This is a genomic window from Aestuariivita sp., assembly GCF_049276915.1.
Lineage (GTDB): Bacteria > Pseudomonadota > Alphaproteobacteria > Rhodobacterales > Rhodobacteraceae > Aestuariivita.
The window spans coordinates 1-22,135 of record NZ_JBASXK010000125.1; the positions used below are offsets into that span (position 1 = coordinate 1).

Genomic DNA, 22,135 nt, shown 5'->3' on the forward strand with positions numbered 1-22,135 from the left:
GCCCGAACGGCGCGCAAAAGCGCGCTGGAAATCCACCAGCGCCGCACGCACCTCGGGCAGCACCGCAACCTTGCTGGCAGCATCCGCCACGGCAGGTGTCCGCAGATCGGGGTTGTCCAGAGCCCCCGCATCAAGGCCTTGCGCCGCCGCCAGCGCAGGAATGCCCAGCAGCGTCGCATGGCCCACCGCACGATACAGCAACCCGGTATCAAGATGCGCAAAGCCGAAATGCGCAGCCACCGCGCGCGACACCGTGCCTTTGCCCGCCGCTGCCGGGCCGTCTATGGCAACCGCAAAGCTCACGATACCTGCCGCTCCAGCGCCGCACCAAGACGCGCCATCAGTGGCTCGAAAATCGGGAAAGAGGTCGAAATCGGCCCGCCATCATCCACCGACACCGGGGCCTGACTGGCCATGCCAAGGATCAGGAAGGACATGGCAATCCGGTGATCAAGATGGCTTGCACAGATGGCCCCGCCGGCAACGCCGCCTGCACCCTGCCCGTTCACGCTCCACCAGTCCGGGCCATCCTCGACCGGCACGCCATTGGCGCGCAGCCCCGTGGCCATGGCTTCGATCCGGTCGCTCTCCTTGACCCGCAACTCCTTGACGCCGCGCATCATGGTCTGGCCCCGGGCGTTGGCCGCGACAACCGACAGGATGGGATATTCATCGATCATGCTGGCCGCGCGCGCCGGCGGCACTTCGATGCCGACCATATCGGGTGAATAGCGCGCGCGCAGATCGGCCACCGGCTCACCACCCTCCTCGCGCATATTCTCATAGCTCAGATCAGCGCCCATCTCGATCAGCGTGGTGAACAGCCCCGCCCGTGTCGGGTTCAGCCCGATCCCCGGCACCAGCACATCCGAACCGGGAACGATCAGCGCCGCGCAGACCGGAAAAGCCGCCGAGGAGGGATCGCGCGGCACGGCGATCTCCTGCGGGCGCAGCTCGGGCTGACCGGTCAGGGTGATCACCCGACCCTCGTCGCTGTCCTCAACCGTGATCGTCGCGCCAAAACCCGCCAGCATCCGTTCGGTGTGATCGCGCGTGGCTTCGCGCTCCACCACCACGGTCTCGCCCAGCGCATTCAGCCCCGCCAGCAGCACGGCCGATTTCACCTGGGCCGAGGGCACCGGCACCACATAGCGCACCGGCACCGGATCATCCGCCCCTACCACCGTCATCGGCAAGCGCCCCCCCGAGCGCCCCACCGCGCGCGCGCCGAACAGCGCCAGAGGATCGGTGACCCGCGCCATGGGCCGCCCGTTCAGACTGGCATCACCACTGAAGGTCGCCGTGATCGGACAGGTGGCCATCGCCCCCATGATCAGACGCACGCCGGTTCCGGAATTGCCGCAATCAATCACCTGGTCGGGTTCACAAAATCCACCCACACCCACGCCCCGCACGCTCCAGTTGCCACCGCCATGATCGGTGACCCCGGCCCCGAAGGCCCGCATGGCGCGCGCGGTATCCAGAACATCCTGCCCTTCCAGCAGGCCACTGATGCGTGTCTCTCCGACGCATAGCGCGCCAAGGATCAGCGCGCGATGCGAGATCGACTTGTCCCCCGGGACCTCGGCCATACCGCTCAATGCGCCGCAGGCGCGCGAGATCATGGGAACAGGAGCACCGTGGCCCGACATGAGACACCCTTCAAGAAAACTCGGTGCACCGGGCTTACCCAATCCCTGCCACCCGGTCCAGCCGATATGAGCGGCCGTTTCTTTCTGGTCTCAAATACCCAAAAAGAAATCCGACGACAGCCCGGCGCGTCTAACCCTGCCGGACAAAGCTGAGATAATGCGGCACCCGCCCTTCGCGCAGCGCCTTTTGCTCATAGCGCGTCGAGATCCAGTCGCCCCAGGGCAGACGCCAGTCATCGGCGCGCTCGGCGCTCCATTCAAAACCCGCGCGCGGCACCTCCTGCAGGGTCTGGCGCACGTAATCGGGAATATCCGTGGCCACGCGCAGCATGGCTCCGGGTTTCATCACGCGGGCCAGCGGGCCCAGGTGTTCCGGTGTGACAAAGCGACGGCGGTGATGGCGCGCCTTGGGCCAGGGATCGGGATAAAGCAGAAACGCCCGTGAGATCGACTGATCGGGCAGCACATCCATCAGATCGCGCGCGTCGCCGGGATGCACGGCAAGGTTATCCACGCCGGCCCGGCGAATCTTGCCCAGCAGCATCGCCACGCCGTTGATATAGAGTTCGGCTCCGATAATGCCCACGCCCGGATTTTCGCGCGCCTGATGCACCAGATGTTCGCCCCCGCCAAAACCGATCTCCAGCCAGACATCGCGCCCCCCGAACAGGGCCGGCAGATCAAGCGGAGTGCGCTCGGGGTTGGCCTCCCAATCCACGAGGCCCGGCGAGAGCGTGCCGAGGTCTTCGTCCAGATAGGCCTTCTGGCTCTGCTTGAGGGTTTTGCCCTTCAGGCGGCCATAGAAATTGCGATGTGGACGTTGGCTCTGGGTCATGGCGCGGGGATGTACGCCACTGGATCGCGCGGAGCAAGGCGGATTGCAGACACGGGTCTTGCCCCGCTCGGATCGCATTCCGGCAGGGGGTTGGACCGTCATCTGTGCATCAAGGCGTCAGGGGGCGGGCCCGCTGAAAAAGCAATGGTTCTGCCGGGCCCGGCCTGTCAGGCCGAACCAGCAGGAATGCGCGAAAGAAAAACCATCTTCCTGATCGCACCACCCGGTGCCAAACGGATGGTCATGCAGCTGCGAGAGAGGGTGTAACCGCCCCGCCTTACGGTCGCGTTACACCACCGTGCGCCGGGCCTGCGGACTCTGCGCAGTCGCGCGGGTTCACAGCTGCGCGCTGGGACGGGCCTTGATACGGTCGAACCAGTCTTGCGTGGCCGTGTTGGCCTCGGGAATACCCATCTTCACCACGCGGGCGAAATCGACAAAGACAAAGCCCGTCAGATCCGCCAGCGAGAAACTCTCCCCTGCCAGATAGGGGCTTTCGCTCAGCCGCGCCTCCAGCAACTCGATAAAGGCCGCCACCCGCGCGCGCCCCCGTTCTGCCAGTTCGGGGATCTGGGCATAGGGCACCGGACCGGGCAAGGCGCGGTCTTTCATGGCCGGCGAGGCATTGCGCAGCGCTTCGGCCACGGGCATGCCGCCGTGTTGCTCGCAGATCGCCGTCCAGCTCCAGATCAGCCCGGTTTCCTCCGGGCTGCGCCCCATCAGGGGTGTGTCGGGAAAGGCCGCTTCGAGATAGGCCGCGATCCCGAGGTTTTCCGTCAGAACATGGCCCGCATCGGTCACCAGAACCGGCACGGTGCCGCGCGGGTTGATGGCCAGGAAATCGGGTTGCAGATGTTCGCCGTTGCGCAGATCGATCTGGCGGGTCTCAAGCGTGATGCCCTTTTCGGCGATAACCATGCGCGCGCGGCGCGGGCTGGGGGCGGTGGCGCAATCGTAAAAGATCATCAAGTCGTCCTCTGCTCGGGGGGGCGTTACTCGGTCAGCACGCCCGCGGCGCGCAGCACCGTGCGATGCGGGCGCCACATGTTGCCGTCAGGCTTGCGGACCGACTGGATGGCAAATCCCGGATCGACCCCGCGCGCCACCATATAGGCCAGCGCGAGATAGACCTCCTGCTGGGTGTCCAGATACATCCATTCGGCAAAATCCCACGGGCTGTCCCAGCCGAACTCGTCGGCTTCGCGCTCGTAATAGTCCTGGATATTGTCGCTGCTCCACTGGACCTGATGGAACCCCATGCGCGAGCCGCGTGTCATCGACCGGTTCTGCCCGGCCAGGAAGATCGTCACGCAAGAGCTGTCGCAATCGCCGTTCACGCGGGTATCCAGGCCGAAATCGATCACGATATCGCTGATCTTTTGCGACGCCCAGACCGAGCCACCGCCCGAGTTCAGCTCAAGCATGGTGATCTGGGGATTGGCGCTGAGCAGGTTCAGCAGGGGATCGACATCCTCGACCTCGATATCGGCCAGGGCGTCCGGCACATTCACGGTGTCATAGATCAGAGTATCGCCCGCGATCTGGAACTTGGGCGATACGTCCTGCGCAGCCCCGGCCCCGGCGCAGAGCACCAGGGCACAGGTGAGACTGCGCAGCACAGTCATGTCAGACCGCCGATTTGAGCGTCTCGACCAGATCGGTGCGTTCCCAGGAAAAGCCGCCATCGGCATCGGGTTCGCGACCGAAATGGCCATAGGCCGCGGTGCGCTGGTAGATCGGCTTGTTCAGCTCGAGGTGCTGACGGATGCCGCGCGGTGTCAGGTCCATCGCCTGCGCAATCGCGCGTTCGATGGCCACGGGCTCGACCTCACCGGTGCCGTGGGTATCGGCATAGATCGACAGGGGCTTGGACACACCGATCGCATAGGACAACTGGATCGTGCAGCGTTCGGCCATGCCAGCTGCCACGACGTTCTTGGCCAGATAGCGCGCCGCATAGGCCGCCGAGCGGTCAACCTTGGTCGGATCCTTGCCCGAGAAGGCACCACCACCATGGGGGGCCGCGCCACCGTAGGTGTCCACGATGATCTTGCGTCCTGTCAGGCCCGCGTCGCCATCCGGTCCGCCGATCACGAATTTACCCGTTGGGTTCACATGCCAGACGGTGTCGCTGGTCAGCCAGCCTTCAGGCAGAACTTCGGTGATGTAGGGCGCGACCATCGCGCGGATATCCTCCGAGGTCAGGCTTTCATCCAGGTGCTGGGTCGAGAGCACGACCGAGCTGACGCCAACAGGTTTGCCGTCCTTGTAAATCACCGAAAGCTGGGATTTGGCATCCGGGCCAAGCGCCGGCTCGGTGCCGTTCTTGCGCACCTCGGCAAGGCGACGCAGGATCGCGTGGGAATACTGGATCGGTGCCGGCATCAACTGTGGCGTTTCCGTTGTCGCATAGCCGAACATGATGCCCTGATCGCCAGCACCTTCGTCCTTGTTGTCCGCCGCGTTCACACCCTGTGCGATATGGGCGGATTGCTCGTGCAGCAGGTTGGTGATCTCGCAGGTGTTCCAGTGGAACTTGTCCTGCTCATAGCCGATGTCCTTGATACAGTCCCGCGCGATCTGCTCGATGCGGCCCATGTAGTCGTGCAGCTTGTCCTGATCGGACAGACCGACTTCGCCGCCGATCACAACGCGGTTGGTTGTGGCGAAGGTTTCAGCGGCAACGCGCGCTTCGGGTTCTTCGGCGATGAAAGCATCCAGAACGGCGTCCGAAATCCGGTCACAGACCTTATCCGGGTGACCCTCGGAAACGGATTCCGAGGTGAAGGTATAGTTATTACGGGACATGAAAAGTGCTCCATTAGGGTTAATTCTCTCACGCCAGGAAGCCGTTGCAAGAGACATTGGGTCGAATTACGCGGACATGTGGGTCTGGTCAATCGCTATTTGAGCGTTGCGTGCCTCTGTGCATTGCGCGCAACAATGGCTGCCGCCAGAAGCAGCAAAAGGATCAGAGCGGGCCAGTCGCCGCTGCGGGCATAGAGCGTGACAGGGCGCGGTTCCGGCAGGGCAGCATCGACATATCCGGCCTGCCCCAGCGGGATTTGCGCGATCAGGCGACCATAGGGGTCGATCATCGCCGAAATGCCGGTATTGGCCACCCGGATCATCGCCAGCCCCTGTTCGATCGCGCGCATTCGGGCCTGGGCCAGATGCTGATAGGGGCCCGAGCGTTCGCCGAACCATGCATCATTGGTGATCTGGATCAGCATGTCCGGGCGTGGCGTGCTGCGGGCAAGATCGGGAAAGACCGCCTCGTAACAGATCAGCGGCAGCGCCTGTCCCAGCGCGCCAAGATCCATAAGCTGCACACCGGGGCCGGCGCTGAAGCCCTGCCCCTCGCGCGCGGCGAAACCGTGCAGACCAAAGCGTGCGGCCAGATCGCCAAGGGGGATGTATTCTCCGAACGGCACCAGCTTGTGCTTGTCATAGACCTGCGACGGCACCGGCCCGTCCAGCAGGAACGCCGAATTATACATGCGGCGATCATCGCGGCGCTGGATGCCCGCAACGATCGGCACGCCGCCTGACAGGGTGATCATGTCTTCAAAGATCGGCCCGCCATATTCCATCAACGTCGGCACCGAGGTTTCGGGCCACACGATCAGATCCGGGCGCGGCAGGGCCGCCGAATATTCCAGATTGCGGTTCAGAAACACGGGCATCATCGCGGGATCCCATTTCTGATCCTGTGGCGCATTTGGCTGAACGAGGCGGATGGTGGCTGCGCGAAACTCGGTTTCGGGCAGGCGCGCCTGCAGCCAGAGGCCCAAGCCGACAAAGGCCACAACCGCCAGCGGTCCGGCAAGCCGCACCATCAGGGCATGGCGCGCACCAGCCGCAAGGGCCAGCGCCAAGCCCGCCCCCAGCGTCACCAGCCCCAGCCCATGCGGGCCGATGACCGACAGCATCAGATCCGGGCCAACGCCCACCCAGATCTGCGCCAGACCGGCCCAGGGAAAGCCGGTCAGAACATAAGCACGCGCCAGTTCCGCCAGCGCCAGGGCAACGACCAGTGCAGGCAGGCGCATCCGGGTGGCCCGAAAGGCCAGCCGGAACGCCCCGGCCCAGAATATCGCCAGTCCGGCGGCCATGAAGATCAGCGCAAATGGGGCCATCCAGCCAAAGATCTCGGGCTCGACCAGAAAGGGTTCGATGATCCACAAAAGTGCCACGGAGAAATAGCCCGTGCCGCAGGCCCAGCCCGTGGCCAGCGCCTGACGGCCCGTGGTGGCCCGCTCGAACAGAAGGAAGGCGACCGCAAGAAAGATCAGCGTCGCGTGCCAGAACCCGAAGGGCGCAATGCCCAGCGCGCCAATGCCACCGGCCAGAAATCCCAGAGCGGCGCGCGCACGCGGACCGGCTGGCTGGATCATCCGTCCTGAGCAGGCACACGGACCCGCAGGCGTTTGATCCGGCGCGGATCGGCATCCACGACCTCGAACTCGGGGCCATCGGGATGCAGCACGACTTCGCCGCGCGCAGGAACCCGGCCGCTGAGCATGAAGACAAGCCCGCCCAGCGTGTCGATCTCTTCCTCATCGACCTGATCATGATCGGTGAGGGATTGGCCGATCTCGGCCTCGAACTCGGTCAGGGGCGTCTTGGCAAGCGCCATGTAGCAGCCCGGTTTTTCCAGCACCCAGGGCAAATCCTCGCCAATGTCGTGCTCATCCTCGATTTCACCGATGACCTGTTCGATGAGGTCCTCGATCGTCACCAGACCATCGACACCGCCATATTCGTCGATCACCAGCGCCATGTGACGGCGTTCGGCCTGCATCTTGGTCAGCAGCACGCCGATCGGCATCGAGGGCGGCACGAACAACAGCGGGCGCAACATGCCCTTGAGATCAAAGGTCTTGCCCTTGCTGTTGAACCCATGGGTCAGGGCAAAATCCTTGAGATGGGCGAAACCGATGGGCGTATCCAGCGTGCCCTCATAGACCGGAAGCCGCGTCAGCCCGCTTTCGCGAAACACATCGACAAGCTCGTCCTTGGTTATGGTGTGGGGAACCGCGACGATCTCGGCTTTGGGGATGGCGACATCTTCGATGTTCATCCGCCGCAGATTGATCATGCCATGGGTTGTGCCCGGAGTTTGCGAGGGTTCCGACGAGTCCGCGCCGCTGTCAGAACCTGACGGGCTGAACGCGCCGAAAATCCGGCCTAAGAACCCCGAATTGTTGTCTGTGGACTCATCCTGCGCGCTTTGCGCTGCGTTAGAACTGCCTTCGTTGTCGCCCATTTGTCCTGTCCGAAAAGGGAAAAGCCCCGTTATCCTGTCCTATATGGGTCATCAATACCCATTGTGCCAAGTATCGTCGTCTCAGTTTGTTCCATCAAAGTGGCATCCCGGTCACGAATGTGATCATAGCCCAGAAGATGCAACACCCCGTGTATGACCAGATGGGTCACATGATCGGACAGGGGCTTGCCCGCCTCCATAGCCTCGCGCGCGCAGGTTTCATAGGCGATTGCGATGTCCCCCAGCGCAATCTCGCCGGTGATATCGGGGCCGGGCGCACGCGGCATCGCGCCCTCGGTTGCAGGGGCCAGATCCTCGGCGGGCCAGCTCAGCACATTGGTGGGCGTGGGCTTGTCGCGGAAATCGGCATTCAGCCGGGCAATATGGGCATCATCGCAGGCCAGCAGAGCCGCTTCGGTACTGTCACTGTCGATCCCCAGATGCGCCAGCGTACTGTCATAGGCGCGTGTGCCCAGCGCTTCGAGGTCCAGCTCGGACCAGCGCGCATCCTCGATCATGATCTCCAGCCCCATGGCCCGTCATCCTTGTTCGCAGATCGTCCACGAAGCGCGGGATTTGCAGGGTCGTAGTGCGCGCTCAGGTGGAGGTATCGGCGTCATAGGCTTCGATGATGGCCGCGACAAGCGGGTGGCGCACCACATCTTTGGCGGTGAAATAGTTGAAGCTGATCCGGGGGATCGATTTCAGCAACCGTTCCGCATCCGCCAGACCCGAAGGCACATGGCGCGGCAGGTCGATCTGGGTACGGTCTCCGGTGATCACCATGCGCGAGCCTTCGCCAAGCCGCGTGAGGAACATCTTCATCTGCATGGTCGTGGCGTTCTGTGCCTCATCCAGCACCACGAAGGCATTCGACAGGGTCCGCCCGCGCATGAAGGCCAGCGGCGCGATCTCGATCCGCTTTTCCTCGATCAGCTTGGCCAGTTGCTTGCCCGGAAGAAAGTCGTTCAGCGCGTCGTACAGCGGCTGCATGTAGGGATCGACCTTGTCCTTCATGTCGCCCGGCAGATAGCCCAGCTTTTCGCCTGCCTCGACCGCGGGACGGCTGAGGATGATGCGATCCACATGGCCATTGATGAACATGTTCACGCCGACGGCAACCGCCAGATAGGTCTTGCCGGTACCGGCCGGGCCGATGCCAAAGGCCAGTTCATGTTCGAAAAGGGAATGCACATAGGCCTTTTGCGCATCCGTGCGGGGCTCGACCAGCTTCTTGCGGGTCTTGATCTCGACCTTGCCGCCGCGGAACATCTCAAGCTGATCGCCCCGGCCTGCGCCGGGCACCAGAGGTGACTTGTCCATGCGCAGCTCGCGGTCGATATCGCCCAGTTCGACCTCACGCCCCTGTTCCAGCCGCGTATAGAGCGCCTGCAGCACTTCAAGAGCCCCTTTCTGTGCGTCTTCCTCGCCCAGAATCGCAAGCTGGTTACCCTTGTGCAGGATCTGCACCGAGAAATGCTGTTCTATCGGAACAAGGTTTCGGGAATGTTCGCCGACCAATGCGGCCATGAGAAGATTGTCTGGAAACTCGATCAACAGCTCGGCTGGGGCTGTCGCCGTATCTGCTGGGGTTAGGGCGCTGATGACCAATCTGCTCTCCTTGCTTTTTCTTGAGTGAGCTTGGCAAACCCGTGCGGGCGAGGCAAGCGAATGAGGCATAATTTCACGAAACTGGTACAGAATTCTTCCGGCGCTGTCGCCGCTTTGGGCGCAGGATCGGATGGCGGAACGAAAAAGGCCGCCCGCGTGATGCGGACGGCCCTGCTGTCATATGATCCCGAAGCGATCACAGGATATCCGGGAAGGACGAACCCTCCTTGAATGGGCCGGTGGCCGTGTTGGGCGGTGCGACGCCCGAACAGACCGGTTTGCCGTAAGGATCCAGACGCTGGGACAGATAACCTTCGACGCCATCGTCGATGATCCAGTGGTCACAGCCCACCGGATCAACCCAGATCCCGGCCTTGAGGGTCGAGAGGTCCTTGCTGTCAAAGCCGCGGTCCACGGTTTTGTCGATCTTTTCGCAGGCAGAGATCGTTCCGGCGACCAGCAGCAGCATGGCTGTTTTTGCAATATTCATGACAAGGTCCCCTTAACGGATACAAATGATTTCGACGCGGCGGTTCTTGGCCATACCTGCAGCGGTCGCATTGGATGCGGCAGGCAGGCGTTCGCCGTAACCACGCACATCCGCGATGCGCGCACCGGTCGAGGCCGCGATGCGGGCGACCGAGTTGGCGCGGTTATAGCTCAGGCGCATGTTATAGGCATCCGAGGCGCGGCTGTCGGTGTGACCGGTGATGATGAAGGCCGTCGCGGTTGATTGCGAAAAGAACTCCTCCAGACGCTTCTGGCCGTTGGGATGGATGCGATAGCTGTCGGTTGCAAAGAACTGATCCGAGTTCATCACGCCACAGACATTCCCGCGCCGGCACACCGGGATACCCTGACGGGTCACATGCGGGGTCATTTAGCCTTCGGCACCGTCATCCATGACCCAATGCTCGCACCCGTCCGGATCGACCCAGATCGTGGGCACATATCTTTCGCCGATCACCACGTTCTGACCCGAACTGCTGGTCTGCGCTGCAGACGGCAGCGGCGTGACGAGCAGCGTGACTGCGGCAATGCTGGCAGCGGCCACGGCAGTCATCAGCGTCTTTAAGCCAAACTCATTCACCTTGAACATCCTTTACTCCGATTTCCCCCTGAAGAGGCAGAGACTGGCAACATGCGCCAAGGAATGTTCCTGAGGCCCCCACCTCGTATTGAGATCAGGTTAAAAAACTTCTGGTTACATGAAAAGACAAAATCACTAGATCTAGATATTGTGATCTATCTTAAGACAAAATCGAATTAGAGGCCCATTGCCCCCCATTCGTGATTTTGGAGCGGGGGCCAAGCCCCGGAATCCGACGATTTCAGCCGACCAGCGCGCCCGCAAGGGAATTGGTGCTGGAGGACACGATTCTGACCTGGGCCAGGGTTCCCACCGGGGCCGGGCAATCGGCCACATGGACCGCGTGCAGGTGGTCCGACTTGCCCACCATCTGGCCCGCAAGGCGCCCTTCGCGCTCAAAAAGCACACCAACCGTCTTGCCCACCATCGCATCCTGTGCGGCACGTTGCTGGGTGCCCAGCAATGCCTGAAGGCGGTGCAGGCGTTCGGTCTTTTCGGCCTCGGGCACCTGATCGCGTTCGGCGGCCGGCGTTCCGGGGCGGGTTGAATACTTGAAGGAATAGGCGGTGCCGTATCTGACCTCTTCGACCAGATCCATGGTGGCCTGGAAATCCGCCTCGGTCTCTTCCGGGAAGCCGACGATGAAATCACCCGAGATCAGGATATCGGGGCGCGCGGCACGGATGCGCTCGATCAGGCGCAGATAGCTTTCGGCGGTATGGGCGCGGTTCATCCGTTTGAGGATCTTGTCCGATCCCGCCTGCACCGGAAGATGCAGATAGGGCATCAGCTTGGCGCAGGTGCCATGCGCCTCGATCAGGGCCTCATCCATGTCATTGGGATGGGACGTGGTAAAGCGGATGCGCTCAAGCCCGTCGACCTTGTCCAACTCCCAGATCAGCCGGGCCAGCGACCAGTCGCCCCCGTCCGGACCCGCGCCGTGATAGGCATTCACGTTCTGACCCAACAGGGTGATTTCACGCACGCCGCGCTCCACCAGATCGCGCGCTTCGGTGATCACGCGATCCACCGGGCGCGAGACTTCGGCGCCGCGGGTATAGGGCACCACGCAGAAGGCACAGAACTTGTCGCAGCCTTCCTGCACGGTCAGAAAGGCGGTCGGGCCGCGTCTGGCCTTGGGTCGGGCCTTGAGATGCTCGAACTTGTCTTCTTCGGGGAAATCCGTGTCCAGCGCCTTTTGACCAGCGCGCGCCCTGGCCTCGAGCTCGGGCAGGCGGTGATAGCTTTGCGGCCCCACGACCAGATCGACCATGGGCTGACGGCGCATGATCTCGGCCCCTTCAGCCTGCGCGACACAGCCCGCGACACCGATTTTCAGGTCCGGTTTTTCGGCCTTCAGCCTCTTGAAGCGCCCCAGTTCGGAATAGACCTTTTCAGCGGCCTTTTCACGGATATGGCAGGTGTTGAGCAGGATCATGTCGGCATCATCCGGTGTGGAGGTTTCCACATATCCCTGGGTGCCCAGAGCCTCGGCCATGCGCTCACTGTCATAGACATTCATCTGACAGCCATAGGTCTTGATAAACAGCTTTTTGGGCTCTGCCATGAGGACACCGGTTGTTGGCGGGATTGCCGGTGCTTCTAGACCAACGTGCACCACCTTGCAATGCACGCGGATTTAACCGATTCTGACGCATAACCAGAGTTCACAAAGATCAAAGGCCCCCATGGCAGGAACCACCTATCCTTCGCTGAGCGCTTTTTTGAAGGACGCGCGCCGTGCTTTGGCCAAAGGCCCTGTGGCGATCATCCTGATCGAGGACGAGGCCGAGGTCGCCTCGACCCTGCGCCACCATCTGGATATCAGGTTCAAGGTGGTCGTGGCCCTGATGCCCGATGCCTTCAGCCTGCCTGCCGATGTCGAAGGCAAGGTGCTGCGGGTCAATCATGCCGTCTCACAGGCCGAGGCGGGGCGCGATGCGATCAACAGGATCATCGCGGCGGCTCCGGGTGTGTGGATGTATTACTGCTATAACGGGGAATACCTGTTCTATCCCTTCTGCGAGACGCGCAGCATCGGCGAGATGCTGACCTTCCACACCGAAGAGCGGCGCGATGCGATGCTGTGCTATGTGGTCGATCTTTATGCCGATGATCTGACCGAATGCCCCAATGCGGTCTCGCTTGAGCGCGCCCATCTTGACCGCACGGGATATTACGCGCTGGCCCGCCCCGATCCTGTCACCACCCATCCCAAGGAACGGCAACTGGATTTCTTTGGCGGCCTGCGCTGGCGCTATGAGGAACATATCCCCGAGGTCAGCCGCAAGATCGACCGGATCTCACTGTTCATGACCAAACCGGGGCTGGAGCTGCGCGCCGATCACACGTTCAATGATGAAGAATACAACACCTATGCTTGCCCCTGGCACAACAACCTGACGGCGGCAGTCTGTTCGTTTCGCACCGCAAAGGCGCTGAAAAGCAATCCGGGCTCGGCCTTCGATATCCACACGTTCAAATGGCACAACACCACCACATTTGAATGGCATTCGCGCCAGTTGCTGGATCTGGGACTGATGGAACCGGGCCAATGGTTCTGAGGCCACTGGTCTTTGCAACGCAGCGCGACGCCCCGCCACAGGTGTTGGCCCCCTGACACAAGTTACCCGATCAGAGAGCGTATCGGGCACGGCTCCGATATTGCCAAGTGATGTTGTCAGATGACGGGTTTGAGCCCAACGCAGACGTGGCTTTCGCTGTATTTCGCTTGCGTCGATCGCACGACGTGGGAAACCTGGCTGACAGTTCACCAGCTCCGGGCTAGCCTCGAATAAGCAGGGAGGTAACAATGCAAAAAAGGCTTGCTGCGGTTCTGGCGGCGGATGTTGTCGGATACTCAGCATTGATGGACCATAATCGGGACCAGACGCTCAAATCTCTCAAGGCTTTCCGAGAAGAGACCTTGATGCCCGCGCTCGTGGAGCATGCAGGACGACTCGTCAAGAGCATGGGGGACGGCTGGATCGTCGAGTTCCGGTCTGCCTCAAATGCCGCCGAATGTGCGATTTCCATCCAATCGGCCGAAAAGCCGGCAGACATCCAGCTCCGCATCGGCGTTCACACTGGCGAAGTCATTACCGACGGCGAAGACATCTTCGGCGATGGAATCAACATTGCCGCGCGCCTTGAGGCACTGGCCGAGCCTGGGCAGATATTGCTATCGGATACCGCGCATAACAGCCTGGACAGAACCGCCGCGGCCTTGTTCTTCGGCGGTGGAGACACCCAGCTGAAAAACATTGCACGTCGCGTTGGTGTGTGGCGGTGGCCTGATGGTTCGGCGCTGAAACAAACAGCGTCCACCTTTGACAAGCCCGGCATTGCCGTGCTGCCGTTCGACAACATGTCGGGTGATCCGGAGCAGGAGTATTTCTGCGACGGCATCAGCGAGGACATCATCATCGAACTCTCGCGGTTCCAGGACCTGTTTGTTATCGCCCGCAACTCTTCGTTCTCCTTCAAGGGGCGATCAGTGACGCACCGGGACGTCGCGCGAGAACTCGGCGTAAGATACATGCTTGAAGGCAGTCTGCGCCGAGCGTCGAACCGTATACGCATCACTGCGCAGTTGATCGAATGCGGGACAGGGACCCACATCTGGGCCGAGCGCTATGACCGCAATCTGGAAGACATCTTCGAACTTCAGGACGAGATAACGCGCAGGGTCGTCGGCGCAATCGCACCGCAAATTACTCAGGCCGAACTTGCGCGTGCAAGCCGAGTGCAGGATATCGACTTCAATTCCTATGACCTGGCCCTCAAGGCCCAAGCCCTCTTTCAGCAAGGCGCATATCTGGACGAAAGGGGATACGAGAACGTCCTGGCATTGGCCCAACAGGCGATCGACCTCGACCCGCGCAACACGCAGGCAATTTGGTTCAAAGCCTATGCCTACGCCAACCGCTATCTTCTTCAACTCGACGACAATCCAGACGAAATGCTTAATCTAGCCGAAGCGGCGGCGGAACGCCTGTTCCAGAGTGACAGGTCCGACCCGAGGGCTTTGACGGTCCGGGGCATAATCCGCCATTTCCGGCGCGCATACGACGAGGCTACCTCTGATTTTCGACGCGCCTTCGAACTCAATCCGAACTTCGCCTTGAACATCTTTTTCATGGCCTGGCATGAATCGCTCGTTGGGCGGCTCGATGAAGCAAAGGAACACGCACAGCTTGCGTTACGCCTGTCGCCGCGAGATGCCGATGCCTGGATAGGCAACGCCTATCTTGCACTCGCTCAGGCATGTTTTGCCGAGAGTAATTTCGTGGACGCCCGGTATTGGGGAGAACGTGCCATTCAGATGACACCGCGCGCGCCAATTCGGCGGGCCTTGATGATCGCAGCTTCAGCCCATCTCGGCCGACTGCATGAAGCGCGGCCACATGCCGATGCCTTGGCTACGTTCGCGCCGACATTTCTGGATAACATCACGTCGGGGCGTCTTACCTTGTATCGCCTGCCTGAGCACAACTCTCTTCTTGTCGACGGGATCGCGAAATCTGGGGTGTGATCCCGAATCGGAGTTGGCACCATTCCCTCGGCAGCCAACCAAGCCTGATGATCAGCCATATGTCGGCTTTGTCCCCATGGCAGCCCCCCAACCTTCGTCGGAGCAACCGAGGGCGTACCAGTGGCAGACCGGAAAGCTTACATCAGGCAGGCAACACTAACGGAACATCCCGATCCGGCGGAACCAGATAAACAGCACAATCCCCATTGCCACCAGCAGGGCACAGACAATCGCAAAGGCGTGGGGATCATTCACGCCGGGCACGCCGCCCACGTTAATGCCCAGCAATCCCGTCAACAGACCCAGCGGCAGGAAGATCGCCGCCACAACCGACAGCACCAGCATGCGCCGGTTCATCCCCTCGGCGCGCTGATCCATCACCTGGTCGTGCACCACCTGCGCGCGATCGCGAATGGCATCCAGTTCTTCGCCCAGCCGCAGCATCCGTTCTGCGGCTTCGCGCAGATGCGCGCGGTCATCTTCCTGCATCCAGCCGCGGCTTTCGATGTCCAGCGTGGTCAGCGCGTCGCGCTGCGGCACAAGATAGCGGCGCAGCAGGATGGCCGCGCGCCGCAACCCCGCCAGTTCGCCACGAGCGATGTCCGGCTGGGACTCAAGCATGGCCTCTTCGATGGCGTCTATGCGCTCATTCAGCCCGGCGATGGCCGGCTCGGCCCGGTCTGCAAGCCTGAGCGCAAGATCGGCCACGAAACCGCCCACCGTGCGCGGTCCGTCGCCCCGTTCGATGGCGGCGACAAGATCGGCGACTGCCACCAGCGGGCGAACCCAAACACCCACGATACGTCCCGGCTCAAGCCAGAGCCGCACCGAGACCATGTCTTCGGGTTCCGCCCCCGGATTGAGGTTCACGCCGCGCAGGTTCAGCACGACACCGCGCCCATGCACCGTGCAGCGCGGGCGGGTTTCTTCGGCGGTCAGCGCTTTGACCACATACTCATCCAGACCACAGGTCTCCAGAAGGCGTTCGGCCCCGGGATGATCGCGGCGCAGATGCAGCCAGCTGAACGCGCCGGTATCCGTCGACAGATGCGCGGGATCCACCGCTTGCGCCCCGCCTGAGCCATCAAACTGCAGGGCGATAACATCCAACAAACCTGTCTGCTGCGCTGTCATGCCCGGCCTTTCACCCTGCGCTTTGCCCGGCAGGATATCCAAAAGCGGGGCAAAGTCTCAAAAAGTTTACGAAGGTTTTAGCCAGAGCGGCGCATTTGGTACATTTTTGCGCCCAGACCGGCACGGCAGCGCCGCGATCTTTACCCGGTAATGACACTATCTTTTGATAGTGCCTCGGGTCATGCTCGATTTCACCGCACCCAGACTGCAACCCCAACAGATGCGCTGCCAGCGCCGGGCGCATCTTGCGCGCAGGTCCGCGCGGCTGTGCCAATTCCTGCTGGCCGGGCTGCTGGGCTGTGCGCTGGTGATCGAACCATCGCTGGTCACGGCAACGCGCGGTGGCATGGCAAGCCTGATGGCCAGAATACAGGTTGAGGCCCGGGTGCTGACAGAAGCGCGCCTGTCCCTGCCCGCGACAGTGCCGATCCTGCGCCTGCCCCTGGGCGAGGCAGACGAGGGTGGGACGGTGGCGCAAGCCGACACGACGATCCTGCGCCCCTGAGCGGGCTCAGGCGATCGACATCAGTTCGATCTCGAAGGTCAGGTCCTGACCGGCCAGCGGATGGTTGGCATCCAGCGTGACTTCGGTCTCTGACACGTCGACGACAACCACGGGCACGGCCTGTCCGCTTGGGGTCTGCATCTGCAGCTGCGTGCCGATATCCAGCGGGATCTCGGCCGGGATGCCTTCGCGCGGGACCGCCTGACGCATGTCGGGATCACGTGGGCCATAGGCATCCTGACAGTCGATCTCGACCGTTTTCTTGTCACCGACGCTCATGCCGGGCAACGCCACGTCCAGTCCCGGAATGATCTGGCCACTGCCGACTTCGAACTCCAGAGGGGCACGCCCTTCAGAGCTGTCAAAGGTGGTGCCGTCCTTCAGGGTGCCGGTGTAATGAATGCTGACAGTATCGCCGGGTTTGACCTCGGTCATAAGCGTCTCCGATATGTTTGGGGGGGAAAGGGTGAGGCCGCGTCTCTCGCGGGTGCTCAGGCTCACCCCTAGCCTAACGTCTCGAGAGCGGATGTAAACCGCGGGCGCGCGGACCCTTTCGCCTGCGCCGGGCCTGTGCCAGATTGCGCCCAACAAAAGGAGGGGCGCATGGCCATTACCACATGTGTGTTCGATGCCTATGGAACGCTGTTCGATGTCTCGGCCGCCGCGCGACAGGCATCGCAGGAACCGGCCTTTCCGGACCTGAAGGACCGTTGGGGCGATCTGGCGAACCAGTGGCGCCTGAAGCAGTTGCAATATACCTGGCTGCGCGCTGTGGCCGATGCCCATACCGATTTCTGGGAGGTGACGCAGAACGGTCTGGACTGGGCGCTGGAGGCCACGGGGCTGGATGGCGACGCCGCCCTGCGCCAGCGCCTGCTGGATCTTTACTGGGAATTGCAGGCCTATCCCGAGGTGCCCGCCATGCTGGCGGCACTCAAGGCGGCAGGGCTGAACACGGCGATCCTGTCCAATGGTTCGCCCGAAATGCTGGCTGGCGCGGTGCAATCCGCCGGGATCGGCGCGGTGCTGGATGATGTGCTTTCGGTGCAAAGCGTGGGCATCTTCAAACCCGACGCGCGGGTCTATGACCTGGTGGGCGCGCGGTTCGGCTGCGGCAAGGACGAGGTTCTGTTCGTGTCCTCCAACGGCTGGGACGCGGCCTGCGCGACGGGTTATGGCTTTGCCACGGCCTGGGTGAACCGCGCGGGCGAACCGCTGGATCGCCTGCCCTGGACACCGGCCACGATCCTGTCCGACCTGACAACCATCCCTCATATAGCAGGTGCCTGATGCCAACCTTTACCGCCTCTGACGGTCTGAACCTGTTTTACAGCGACGAAGGTGCAGGCCTGCCGGTTCTGTGCCTGTCCGGCCTTACGCGCAACACGCTGGATTTCAACTATGTCAGCCCGCATCTGTCGGATTGCCGGTTGATCAAGATGGATTACCGCGGGCGCGGTCAGTCCGACTGGGCCGAGGATTTCATGACCTATCAGGTGCCCATCGAAGTGGGCGACGTGATCACCATGCTGGATCATCTGGGCCTTGAGAAAGTCGCCATTCTGGGCACCTCGCGCGGGGGTCTGGTGGCGATGGGTCTGGCCGTGGCGGCCCCCGATCGCATCCTGGGTGTCGCGTTCAACGATATCGGCCCGGTGATCGAACCCGTGGGGCTGGATGTCATCAAGGGCTATCTCGGGCGCAATCCGGTCTGGAAAACCCATGAAGAGGCCGCACGCGAGTTGCCAAGGGTCATGACCGGGTTTCGAAACGTACCCGACACGCGCTGGATGCAAGAGGCCCGCACGCTTTATCGCCAGACAGCGGATGGTCTGAGCATTACCTATGACCCGCGCCTGCGCGACGCGGTGCTGGCCACCGGCGGGCAGCCAGCCCCGGATCTCTGGCCCTTTTTCGAGGCGCTGATCGGCAAGCCGATGGCGCTGATCCGGGGGGCAAACAGCGATTTGCTGTCACCCGAAACAGTGGCCGAGATGGCACGCCGCGCCCCCGGCCTGATCGTGGCCGAGGTGCCCGACCGCGCCCATATCCCTTATCTCGACGAGGCGGAATCCGTCGCCGCCCTGCGCACATGGCTGGAGCTGATGACATGAATATCGACATGATCGAAGCCGCCGCGGCGCGGCTGCAAGGCCATGCAAGACGCACGCCGCTGCTGAGCTCGCCCTTTCTTGACGAGATCGCCGGACGGCGTGTCTGGATCAAACCGGAATGTCTGCAACATACCGGAAGCTTCAAGTTTCGCGGTGGCTGGTCGGCGGTTTCGGCGCTGGAACCCGAGGTGCGCGCGCGCGGCGTCATCGCCTTTTCCAGCGGCAATCATGCGCAAGGCGTCGCATTGGCGGCGCGCCTGCATGGCGTTTCGGCGGTGATCATCATGCCATCGGATGCGCCGCGCATGAAGATCGACAACACCCGCGCCCTCGGGGCCGAGGTGGTGCTGTATGATCGCAACTCGCAAGACCGCGACGCCATCGGGGCCGAGCTGTCACAGGCCCGCGGGCTGACCCTGATCAAACCTTTCGACGAGCCGCAGGTCATCGCCGGACAAGGCACCGCAGGGCTGGAAATCGCCGCGCAGGCCGCCGAAGTCGGCGTCACGCGGGCCGATGTGCTGGTCTGTTGCGGCGGCGGCGGTCTGACCTCGGGCATCGCGCTGGCGCTGGAGGCCAAAGCCCCCGCCATGCGCGTGCGCCCGGTTGAGCCGGAAGGCTTTGATGATGTGGCCCGCTCCCTTGCCTCGGGCGGCATCGAACGCAACAACCGGACCTCTGGCTCGCTGTGCGATGCGATCCTGACACCGGCACCGGGTGTGCTTACCTTTCCCATCATGCACCGGCTCTGTGGCCCCGGCATCGTGGTCAGCGAAGACGAGGCACAGCGCGCCATGGTGGCGGCCTTCGAACGGCTCAAGCTGGTGGCCGAACCGGGTGGCGCGGTTGCGCTGGCGGCCGCGCTCTATCATGGCGACGCCATCGACGGGGATGACGTCATCGCCACGATTTCGGGCGGGAATGTCGATGCACATGTCTTTGCCGACGCCCTCGGCCGATTTGGCGGCAAGGCGTAAGCGGTGCGGCGCGGACCATCCCATTGCAGGCCTTTCCCCAAGACGGCAAAATGCTCTAACACTGCCTGATCACGCCAAGGAGACCCCCCATGCAGATCGCCGATCTGGGAGACGTTCAGCTTCATTATCGCATCGACGGGCCCGACGATGGTGCACCGCTGGTCTTTGCCAATTCACTGGGCACCGATCTCAGGCTGTGGGATGAGGTTCTGCCGCTTCTGCCTCAGGGCCTGCGCATCATCCGCTATGACAAGCGCGGCCACGGGCTGTCCTCCTGCCCGCCCGCGCCCTATACGATGGGTGCGCTGGTTTCGGATGCCGAACGCCTGCTGGATCATCTGAAGCTGCGCGACTGCCTGTTCGTGGGCCTGTCCATCGGCGGCATGATCGCGCAGGGCCTCGCGGCCAAGCGACTTGATCTGGTGCGTGCGCTGGTGCTGTCCAACACCGGGGCGAAAATCGGCACCCGCGAGATGTGGGCCGAGCGCATCGCGGCCGTCGAGGCCAACGGGATCGAGGCGCTGGCCGATCCGGTGATGGAGCGCTGGTTCTCGGCCTCTTTCCGCGCCACGCCGGAACTGGCTCTGTGGCGCAACATGCTGGTGCGCCAGCCTGCTGCGGGCTATGCGGGCTGCTCGGCGGCTATCGCGGGGACGGATTTCTATACCACGACGGCAGCGCTGCGCCTGCCAGTGCTGGGCATCGCGGGCAGCGCGGATGGCTCGACCCCGCCCGATCTGGTGCGCGAAACCGTTGATCTGGTGCCGGGTTCGAAATTCCATCTGATGCGCGGCGTCGGGCATCTGCCCTGCGTGGAGAACCCGCGCGACTATGCGCAGGTCCTGAGTGATTTCCTGCGCGAGACGGGACATATCTGACCCATGGCAGCCTCGGTTTTCGACAGCCCGCTTTACAGCCGCCTCTTTCCCACCGGCGAGGTCGGCCGGCTGTTCACCGACAGCGCCGAACTGCGCGCCATGCTGCTGGTCGAAGGGGCGCTGGCGCGGGTGCAGGGGGCGCAGGGCATCATCCCCGAGACCAGCGCCCAGGCGATCCACCGCGCCACCATGGAGGTGCAGATCGACCCGGCGTCCCTGAGTGCGCCAACGGGCGAGAACGGGGTCAGCGTGCCGGGGCTGGTGGCGGCGTTTCGTGGCGAGATGAACGCGCCGGAACATGCGCAATATGTCCATTGGGGCGCGACATCGCAGGATATCATCGACACGGCGCTGATGCTGCGCCTGCGCCAGGCGCTGAGCCTGTGCGAAGAGGCCTTGCGCGCCACGCTGAACGCCCTTGCGGCGCTGGCCGGAGAGCATGCCGCATTGCCCATGGCCGCGCGCACCTATGGGCAGGACGCCACGCCCACGTCTTTCGGGGCGGTGGTGGCCGGCTGGGGCTGGCCGCTTCTGGACCTGTGTGCAGAGATCACGGCGCTGAAGCCCGCAACGCTCTGGGTGTCGCTGTCCGGAGCGGCGGGCACATCGGCGGCCCTTGGCCCAAAGGCCGATGCGACGCGAGCCGCTCTGGCCGAGGCCCTGGGTCTGCATGATCCGGGTCGCGGCTGGCATACCGACCGTGGCCCCGTCCTGCGCCTTGCGGGATGGACGGGCCGGGTCAGCGCGGCGCTGGCCAAGATCGGCGAAGATCTGACGCTTCTCAGCCGCTCGGGCACGGGCGAGGTGGCGCTGTCGGGATCGGGGGCCTCATCGACAATGCCGCAAAAGCAAAACCCGGTGGCTCCTGCGGCGCTGAGCGCCCTGAACGCGCAGACACAGGCGCAGCTGGGCGCGCTGATGGCGGCGGGCGTGCATCGCGACCAGCGCGACGGGGCGGCATGGTTCGGCGAATGGCTGGCCCTGCCGCAGCTGGTGCTGGGCACCGCATCGGCGCTGGAGATCGCCCGCACCCTGGCCGGCCAGATCGCACCGCGCCCCGAGGCCATGGCCGCGCATCTGGCTGCCGGGATGGACATGATCCATGCCGAGGCGCTGAGCTTTGCCCTTGCCGCCCGGATGGCGCGACCCGAGGCGCAGGCGCTGGTCAAGGCGCTGTGCCGTGACGCCCAGCAAAGCCGGACCCCCCTGTCGGTTCTGGTGGCGCGCGATCACCCCGACCTGGACGGAGCCGTGCTGTTCGATCCGGCCCACCAGATGGGCAATGCGCCTGCGGACGCCCGGCGGTTCGTGCAGGCGGTTGCGCGGCTGGGCTGAGCGGATCATGGGGGCTCTGCCCCCGCGCCAAGGGGCGCTCCCCCGGGGTATTCAAGACCAGAAAGAGAGGCAGGACGGGGCCTGATTTTCCTGTGGGTTTTCAAATATTCCCAAGGGGTTCGCAGGTGCAGTCCCTTGGCCGGGCGGCGATTGCGCCCCTTTCCAACAGCGGCGCGCGCGCATAACGTGGCCCTTCAGAAC

At 63.0% G+C, this 22,135-nt stretch carries 22 protein-coding genes, 1 pseudogene and 1 riboswitch; of the genes and pseudogenes, 8 read left to right on the forward strand and 15 right to left on the reverse strand.

Features of this window, described 5'->3' with window-relative positions:
• From WAO69_RS13360 to miaB, 13 genes and pseudogenes are all read right to left on the reverse strand, one after another.
• On the reverse strand, nt 1-303 hold a 303-nt coding region (locus WAO69_RS13360; RefSeq protein ID WP_422179929.1), incomplete at its 3' end, for a (d)CMP kinase.
• Nucleotides 300-1,652 carry a 3-phosphoshikimate 1-carboxyvinyltransferase gene (gene aroA / locus WAO69_RS13365; RefSeq protein ID WP_422179931.1) on the reverse strand — a complete coding sequence of 451 codons (1,353 nt, stop codon included), beginning with the start codon at nt 1,650-1,652 and terminating at the stop codon, nt 300-302. The genes aroA and WAO69_RS13360, both read right to left, overlap by 4 nt.
• Before the next feature lie 130 nt (nt 1,653-1,782).
• On the reverse strand, nt 1,783-2,487 hold the full coding sequence (trmB, locus tag WAO69_RS13370) for a tRNA (guanine(46)-N(7))-methyltransferase TrmB (protein ID WP_422179933.1): 705 nt from the start codon (nt 2,485-2,487) through the stop codon (nt 1,783-1,785).
• A gap of 336 nt (nt 2,488-2,823) precedes the next feature.
• Nucleotides 2,824-3,453 carry a glutathione S-transferase family protein gene (locus WAO69_RS13375; RefSeq protein WP_422179935.1) on the reverse strand — a complete coding sequence of 210 codons (630 nt, stop codon included), beginning with the start codon at nt 3,451-3,453 and terminating at the stop codon, nt 2,824-2,826.
• Between the two features lie 26 nt (nt 3,454-3,479).
• Nucleotides 3,480-4,112 carry a hypothetical protein gene (locus tag WAO69_RS13380; RefSeq protein ID WP_422179937.1) on the reverse strand — a complete coding sequence of 211 codons (633 nt, stop codon included), beginning with the start codon at nt 4,110-4,112 and terminating at the stop codon, nt 3,480-3,482.
• Nucleotide 4,113: 1 nt separating this feature from the next.
• Nucleotides 4,114-5,295, reverse strand: coding sequence for a methionine adenosyltransferase (gene metK / locus WAO69_RS13385; RefSeq protein WP_422179939.1), 1,182 nt, complete (start codon nt 5,293-5,295; stop codon nt 4,114-4,116).
• A 6-nt stretch (nt 5,296-5,301) separates the two neighbouring features.
• A riboswitch (SAM-SAH riboswitch) is annotated at nt 5,302-5,351 on the reverse strand.
• A gap of 39 nt (nt 5,352-5,390) precedes the next feature.
• On the reverse strand, nt 5,391-6,884 hold the full coding sequence (lnt, locus tag WAO69_RS13390) for an apolipoprotein N-acyltransferase (protein WP_422179941.1): 1,494 nt from the start codon (nt 6,882-6,884) through the stop codon (nt 5,391-5,393).
• A complete protein-coding gene (locus WAO69_RS13395; protein WP_422179943.1) occupies nt 6,881-7,756 on the reverse strand; it encodes a hemolysin family protein in 876 nt (291 codons plus the stop codon). The genes lnt and WAO69_RS13395 overlap by 4 nt, the downstream gene beginning before the upstream one ends.
• Nucleotides 7,757-7,785: 29 nt before the next feature.
• Nucleotides 7,786-8,289, reverse strand: a complete 504-nt coding sequence (gene ybeY / locus WAO69_RS13400; RefSeq protein WP_422179945.1) for an rRNA maturation RNase YbeY — start codon at nt 8,287-8,289, stop codon at nt 7,786-7,788.
• A 64-nt stretch (nt 8,290-8,353) separates the two neighbouring features.
• Complete coding sequence (locus WAO69_RS13405) at nt 8,354-9,367, reverse strand: PhoH family protein (protein ID WP_422179947.1); 1,014 nt, start codon at nt 9,365-9,367, stop codon at nt 8,354-8,356.
• Between the two features lie 196 nt (nt 9,368-9,563).
• Entirely contained in the window at nt 9,564-9,857 is a 294-nt protein-coding gene (locus tag WAO69_RS13410; RefSeq protein ID WP_422179949.1) for a hypothetical protein, read from the reverse strand.
• 12 nt (nt 9,858-9,869) lie between these two features.
• Nucleotides 9,870-10,430, reverse strand: a pseudogene (locus WAO69_RS13415) (OmpA family protein).
• Nucleotides 10,431-10,698: 268 nt separating this feature from the next.
• Nucleotides 10,699-12,024 (reverse strand): tRNA (N6-isopentenyl adenosine(37)-C2)-methylthiotransferase MiaB, encoded by a 1,326-nt coding sequence (miaB, locus tag WAO69_RS13420; protein ID WP_422179951.1) that lies wholly within the window; start codon nt 12,022-12,024, stop codon nt 10,699-10,701.
• Nucleotides 12,025-12,145: 121 nt separating this feature from the next.
• Here miaB and WAO69_RS13425 point away from each other — a divergent pair, with 121 nt between their 5' ends.
• Nucleotides 12,146-13,021 (forward strand): hypothetical protein, encoded by an 876-nt coding sequence (locus WAO69_RS13425; RefSeq protein ID WP_422179953.1) that lies wholly within the window; start codon nt 12,146-12,148, stop codon nt 13,019-13,021.
• Between the two features lie 248 nt (nt 13,022-13,269).
• A complete protein-coding gene (locus WAO69_RS13430; protein ID WP_422179955.1) occupies nt 13,270-14,991 on the forward strand; it encodes an adenylate/guanylate cyclase domain-containing protein in 1,722 nt (573 codons plus the stop codon).
• Nucleotides 14,992-15,147: 156 nt separating this feature from the next.
• Here WAO69_RS13430 and WAO69_RS13435 read toward each other — a convergent pair whose 3' ends face one another.
• Nucleotides 15,148-16,125 carry a zinc transporter ZntB gene (locus WAO69_RS13435; protein ID WP_422179957.1) on the reverse strand — a complete coding sequence of 326 codons (978 nt, stop codon included), beginning with the start codon at nt 16,123-16,125 and terminating at the stop codon, nt 15,148-15,150.
• Nucleotides 16,126-16,306: 181 nt separating this feature from the next.
• On the opposite strand from WAO69_RS13435, the gene WAO69_RS13440 reads away from it, so the two are divergent.
• Nucleotides 16,307-16,630: a hypothetical protein gene (locus WAO69_RS13440; RefSeq protein ID WP_422179959.1), complete on the forward strand. Its 324-nt coding sequence runs from the start codon at nt 16,307-16,309 to the stop codon at nt 16,628-16,630.
• 6 nt (nt 16,631-16,636) lie between these two features.
• Here WAO69_RS13440 and WAO69_RS13445 read toward each other — a convergent pair whose 3' ends face one another.
• Nucleotides 16,637-17,065 (reverse strand): FKBP-type peptidyl-prolyl cis-trans isomerase, encoded by a 429-nt coding sequence (locus WAO69_RS13445; protein WP_422179961.1) that lies wholly within the window; start codon nt 17,063-17,065, stop codon nt 16,637-16,639.
• A gap of 168 nt (nt 17,066-17,233) precedes the next feature.
• Here WAO69_RS13445 and WAO69_RS13450 point away from each other — a divergent pair, with 168 nt between their 5' ends.
• The 5 genes from WAO69_RS13450 to WAO69_RS13470 all read left to right on the forward strand — a co-directional run bounded on the left by WAO69_RS13450 (nt 17,234) and on the right by WAO69_RS13470 (nt 21,934).
• Nucleotides 17,234-17,920 carry a haloacid dehalogenase type II gene (locus tag WAO69_RS13450; protein ID WP_422179963.1) on the forward strand — a complete coding sequence of 229 codons (687 nt, stop codon included), beginning with the start codon at nt 17,234-17,236 and terminating at the stop codon, nt 17,918-17,920.
• The gene (locus WAO69_RS13455) at nt 17,920-18,744 is read left to right on the forward strand and encodes an alpha/beta fold hydrolase (RefSeq protein ID WP_422179965.1); all 825 of its coding nucleotides are present in this window, start codon (nt 17,920-17,922) and stop codon (nt 18,742-18,744) included. Before WAO69_RS13450 ends, WAO69_RS13455 begins: the two co-directional genes overlap by 1 nt.
• Nucleotides 18,741-19,721 (forward strand): threonine ammonia-lyase, encoded by a 981-nt coding sequence (locus WAO69_RS13460; RefSeq protein ID WP_422179967.1) that lies wholly within the window; start codon nt 18,741-18,743, stop codon nt 19,719-19,721. Before WAO69_RS13455 ends, WAO69_RS13460 begins: the two co-directional genes overlap by 4 nt.
• Before the next feature lie 89 nt (nt 19,722-19,810).
• On the forward strand, nt 19,811-20,599 hold the full coding sequence (gene pcaD / locus WAO69_RS13465) for a 3-oxoadipate enol-lactonase (RefSeq protein WP_422179969.1): 789 nt from the start codon (nt 19,811-19,813) through the stop codon (nt 20,597-20,599).
• 3 nt (nt 20,600-20,602) lie between these two features.
• Nucleotides 20,603-21,934: a lyase family protein gene (locus WAO69_RS13470; protein ID WP_422179971.1), complete on the forward strand. Its 1,332-nt coding sequence runs from the start codon at nt 20,603-20,605 to the stop codon at nt 21,932-21,934.
• Nucleotides 21,935-22,135: the final 201 nt, after the last annotated feature.

Coding starts and splice junctions, on each gene's coding strand:
- WAO69_RS13435 (WP_422179957.1), bottom strand. CDS start 16,125: ATGACAGCGCAGCAGACAGGTTTGTTGGATGTTATCGCCCTGCAGTTT.
- WAO69_RS13445 (WP_422179961.1), bottom strand. CDS start 17,065: ATGACCGAGGTCAAACCCGGCGATACTGTCAGCATTCATTACACCGGC.
- metK (WP_422179939.1), bottom strand. CDS start 5,295: ATGTCCCGTAATAACTATACCTTCACCTCGGAATCCGTTTCCGAGGGT.
- lnt (WP_422179941.1), bottom strand. CDS start 6,884: ATGATCCAGCCAGCCGGTCCGCGTGCGCGCGCCGCTCTGGGATTTCTG.
- ybeY (WP_422179945.1), bottom strand. CDS start 8,289: ATGGGGCTGGAGATCATGATCGAGGATGCGCGCTGGTCCGAGCTGGAC.
- WAO69_RS13460 (WP_422179967.1), top strand. CDS start 18,741: ATGAATATCGACATGATCGAAGCCGCCGCGGCGCGGCTGCAAGGCCAT.
- WAO69_RS13375 (WP_422179935.1), bottom strand. CDS start 3,453: ATGATCTTTTACGATTGCGCCACCGCCCCCAGCCCGCGCCGCGCGCGC.
- aroA (WP_422179931.1), bottom strand. CDS start 1,652: ATGTCGGGCCACGGTGCTCCTGTTCCCATGATCTCGCGCGCCTGCGGC.
- miaB (WP_422179951.1), bottom strand. CDS start 12,024: ATGGCAGAGCCCAAAAAGCTGTTTATCAAGACCTATGGCTGTCAGATG.
- WAO69_RS13450 (WP_422179963.1), top strand. CDS start 17,234: ATGGCCATTACCACATGTGTGTTCGATGCCTATGGAACGCTGTTCGAT.
- WAO69_RS13430 (WP_422179955.1), top strand. CDS start 13,270: ATGCAAAAAAGGCTTGCTGCGGTTCTGGCGGCGGATGTTGTCGGATAC.
- WAO69_RS13470 (WP_422179971.1), top strand. CDS start 20,603: ATGGCAGCCTCGGTTTTCGACAGCCCGCTTTACAGCCGCCTCTTTCCC.
- WAO69_RS13440 (WP_422179959.1), top strand. CDS start 16,307: ATGCTCGATTTCACCGCACCCAGACTGCAACCCCAACAGATGCGCTGC.
- WAO69_RS13455 (WP_422179965.1), top strand. CDS start 17,920: ATGCCAACCTTTACCGCCTCTGACGGTCTGAACCTGTTTTACAGCGAC.
- WAO69_RS13380 (WP_422179937.1), bottom strand. CDS start 4,112: ATGACTGTGCTGCGCAGTCTCACCTGTGCCCTGGTGCTCTGCGCCGGG.
- WAO69_RS13395 (WP_422179943.1), bottom strand. CDS start 7,756: ATGGGCGACAACGAAGGCAGTTCTAACGCAGCGCAAAGCGCGCAGGAT.
- WAO69_RS13410 (WP_422179949.1), bottom strand. CDS start 9,857: ATGAATATTGCAAAAACAGCCATGCTGCTGCTGGTCGCCGGAACGATC.
- pcaD (WP_422179969.1), top strand. CDS start 19,811: ATGCAGATCGCCGATCTGGGAGACGTTCAGCTTCATTATCGCATCGAC.
- trmB (WP_422179933.1), bottom strand. CDS start 2,487: ATGACCCAGAGCCAACGTCCACATCGCAATTTCTATGGCCGCCTGAAG.
- WAO69_RS13425 (WP_422179953.1), top strand. CDS start 12,146: ATGGCAGGAACCACCTATCCTTCGCTGAGCGCTTTTTTGAAGGACGCG.